Raw genomic sequence first — 2,976 nt, 5'->3', positions numbered from 1 at the left:
ATGGTAGTGTGGGGTTTCCCCATGTGAGAGTAGGTCATCGTCAAGATTAAATTCCGAAACCCCTATCTGCTGATGCAGGTAGGGGTTTTGTTTTTGTCCGCGGGAAAGTCGTTTTGTGTTTCTATGCAACCGTCTTGCGCATGGCTATCATGCGGGCCTCATTATCAGGGCGCAGTCCGCATGCTCACGTTGCTAAAACTTCTGAAGGATGGTCGCTTTCATTCAGGGCAGGCGCTGGGTGCTGCGCTGGGTATCAGTCGTAGTGCTGTATGGAAGCAATTACAGCATTTGGAAGCAGAAATAGGGCTGTCTGTTCATAAGGTTCGAGGTAGGGGGTATCAGTTGGCTAAGCCACTGGTGCTTTTGGATGCTGCAGAGATTTGCGCAAAAGGCCTTCGCGAGTGGCCTGTCCATATCTTTGACGCTATCGACTCGACCAACGCCGAGGCGCTGCGTTTGATCGAGCGTGGGGCGGCGGCGCCGTTCATGGTTTTGGCCGAGAGGCAGATCGCTGGTCGTGGTCGTCGTGGTCGTAAGTGGGTCAGTCCGTTCGCCGAAAACCTCTACCACAGCCTAGTGCTACGCATTGACGGCGGTATGCGACAGATCGAAGGGCTGAGCCTGATCGTCGGGCTTGCTGTCATGCATGCTCTGCGCGATATGGGGATCGCTGAGGCGGGGCTGAAATGGCCTAATGATGTCCTGGTGGGAGAGAAAAAGATCGCCGGCATCTTGCTTGAGTTGGTGGGGGATCCTGCGGACGTTTGCCACGTTGTCCTTGGCGTGGGGATAAATGTGAATATGCAATCGACTGAAGAGGTCGACCAGCAATGGACATCCATGTGTCTTGAGGCAGGAAGGGATTTTGATCGAAATGAGCTGGTGGCACGATTGGGTGCGAAGCTTCAGCACTATCTGGGGCTTCATCACGCATCGGGGTTTGCCGCAATACAGTCGGAGTGGGAGCAACACCATCTTTGGCAGGGTAGGGCTGTTTCCTTGATTGCCGGTGTCAATAAAATTGACGGTATTGTGCTGGGCATTGATCACCAGGGTGCGCTGCGTTTGAAGGTAGACGGTGTGGAAAAAAACTTTAGCGGTGGTGAGCTCAGCCTGAGGTTGCGTGATGATTCTTGAGCTTGACTGCGGCAATAGCTTTATCAAATGGCGTGTTCTTCGTGCCGATGGGGTGACGCCGGTCGAAGGTGGCGTGGTCAGCTCTGACAGCGATTTGCTGGTGAGCCTGAGCCATGCCGAGAAGTTTCAACTCAAGAAATGTCGTCTTGTTAGTGTAAGGACTCCGGAGGAGACGGATTCATTGGTCGCCTCTCTCGTTGATGTATTTGGGGTGTCGGTGACCCGCGCTGTGCCTGCCCTAGAAATGGCGGGGGTGAAAAACGGCTACCAGGATTACGAGCGGTTGGGGCTTGATCGATGGTTGGCCTTGCTGGGTGGGTACCATCTTGCTTCAGGCGCGTGCCTGGTCCTTGATTTCGGTACTGCCATTACGGCTGATTTTGTGGCGGCGGATGGTGAGCATCTCGGCGGATTCATTTGTCCGGGCATGCCTTTGATGCGTAATCAGCTGCGTACTCATACGCGAAGAATTCGCTATGACGATATGGCTGCCGAGCGTGCCCATGAGAGTCTCGCTCCAGGTCGGACAACTGTCGAAGCGGTCGAGCGCGGTTGCATGCTGATGCTCAGGGGGTTTGTCCTGACTCAGCTTGAATTGGCGCAGCAATATTGGGGGGAGGATTTCGTGGTGTTTCTCACGGGTGGAGACGCCAATCTGGTTGCCGGGGTTGTTCCTGATGCCAAGGTGGTGCCCGACCTGGTTTTTGTCGGTTTGGCGATGGCCTGTCCCTTGTCTTGAGGTTTTCTATGCGGTGGTTGTTTCTGTTGTTGCTGGTTTTGAATGTCTTCTACTATATCTGGCATCAGCAGGAGGCCCCGCTTCGCGCCAAGGATGTGACTCCGCTCAGTTTGTACCGCGGTTCGCAGCAGGATATTCACCTGTTGAGCGAAACGGCGGATGCGCTTGTCAGGCGCGACCTGGGTAAATCTGGTGAGGCGCAAAAGACTTGTGTTTACTTGGGTGGTTTTGTTCGTCCGGAGCTGGCCAGGCAGTTGGAGCAGCGATTGGCTGCCTCGGGCGTCGTAAGTCGTTCTGCTGCGCCGAACTCGCCAAATGCCCCTGAGGGTGGGGGATTCTGGGTTCAGGTTTCCCAGGAAAGCGTGGGAAAGGTGAATGAAGCGTTGCTTCAAAACCTTTCTAAAGAATTCAATGAGTTAAAACATAAAATAATGCCGTGCGAGGGGGTTGCACCCGCTGGGTAGTTTGCATAGAATGGCGCCCGCTTCGCAGCGAAGACCTTTAAAGGTTAGCGGTACGGAGCGACGTCAACGCAGCTAACCTCAGGTTTTTAATGAGAAAATGCTTGACAGAAGGCTGGCATGATATAGAATGCCGGCTCGCTTAGGAGGGGTTCCCGAGCGGCCAAAGGGATCAGACTGTAAATCTGACGTCTACGACTTCGAAGGTTCGAATCCTTCCCCCTCCACCATTTTTAGCGTGAGCTGCAAGCTCCGCGGGTATAGTTTAGTGGTAGAACCTCAGCCTTCCAAGCTGATGATGCGGGTTCGATTCCCGCTACCCGCTCCAAGTTTGCAGGTTGTGCAAAGTGTTTCGCTCTTGTAGCTCAGTTGGTAGAGCACACCCTTGGTAAGGGTGAGGTCAGCGGTTCAAATCCGCTCAAGAGCTCCATATAACAAGGCAGATATGAAAATATCTGCCTTTGTTTTAATGGCTTGTGTGACTCGCTAAATTCTTCTCCTAGGGGTGATTTCGATGGCTAAGGAAAAGTTCGAACGTAATAAGCCGCACGTCAACGTTGGCACCATCGGTCACGTTGACCACGGTAAAACCACGCTGACCGCTGCTCTGACCCGTGTCTGCTCCGAAGTTTTCGGTTC

4 protein-coding genes and 3 tRNA genes are annotated in these 2,976 nt (G+C 53.6%); all 7 read left to right on the top strand.

The annotated features are described in order from the left end of the window. The first annotated feature begins 180 nt into the window (after positions 1-180). Complete coding sequence (gene birA / locus BT116_RS29980) at positions 181-1,137, top strand: bifunctional biotin--[acetyl-CoA-carboxylase] ligase/biotin operon repressor BirA (RefSeq protein WP_072349390.1); 957 nt, start codon at positions 181-183, stop codon at positions 1,135-1,137. Continuing rightward, entirely contained in the window at positions 1,127-1,876 is a 750-nt protein-coding gene (locus BT116_RS29975) for a pantothenate kinase (RefSeq protein ID WP_072349388.1), read from the top strand. The genes birA and BT116_RS29975 overlap by 11 nt, the downstream gene beginning before the upstream one ends. Before the next feature lie 8 nt (positions 1,877-1,884). Then, positions 1,885-2,340, top strand: coding sequence for a hypothetical protein (locus BT116_RS29970; RefSeq protein WP_063324138.1), 456 nt, complete (start codon positions 1,885-1,887; stop codon positions 2,338-2,340). 142 nt (positions 2,341-2,482) lie between these two features. Next, positions 2,483-2,567: transfer RNA gene (locus BT116_RS29965), tRNA-Tyr, on the top strand. A 24-nt stretch (positions 2,568-2,591) separates the two neighbouring features. Beyond that, a tRNA-Gly gene (locus BT116_RS29960) sits at positions 2,592-2,665 on the top strand. A 26-nt stretch (positions 2,666-2,691) separates the two neighbouring features. Then, positions 2,692-2,767, top strand: a tRNA-Thr gene (locus BT116_RS29955). An 84-nt stretch (positions 2,768-2,851) separates the two neighbouring features. Further along, a partial coding sequence (locus BT116_RS29950; RefSeq protein ID WP_007925961.1) for a GTP-binding protein occupies positions 2,852-2,976 on the top strand: 125 nt, incomplete at its 3' end.

The organism is Pseudomonas sp. NFACC16-2, assembly GCF_900119205.1.
Classification (GTDB): Bacteria; Pseudomonadota; Gammaproteobacteria; order Pseudomonadales; family Pseudomonadaceae; genus Aquipseudomonas; species Aquipseudomonas fluorescens_Q.
The sequence above is the reverse complement of the archived record's forward strand: the minus strand, read 5'-3'. Positions and strand labels throughout refer to the sequence as shown.

Excerpts from the sequence above, each read along its gene's own strand:
- birA (WP_072349390.1), top strand. The coding sequence starts at position 181 with ATGCTCACGTTGCTAAAACTTCTGAAGGATGGTCGCTTTCATTCAGGG.
- BT116_RS29970 (WP_063324138.1), top strand. The coding sequence starts at position 1,885 with ATGCGGTGGTTGTTTCTGTTGTTGCTGGTTTTGAATGTCTTCTACTAT.
- BT116_RS29975 (WP_072349388.1), top strand. The coding sequence starts at position 1,127 with ATGATTCTTGAGCTTGACTGCGGCAATAGCTTTATCAAATGGCGTGTT.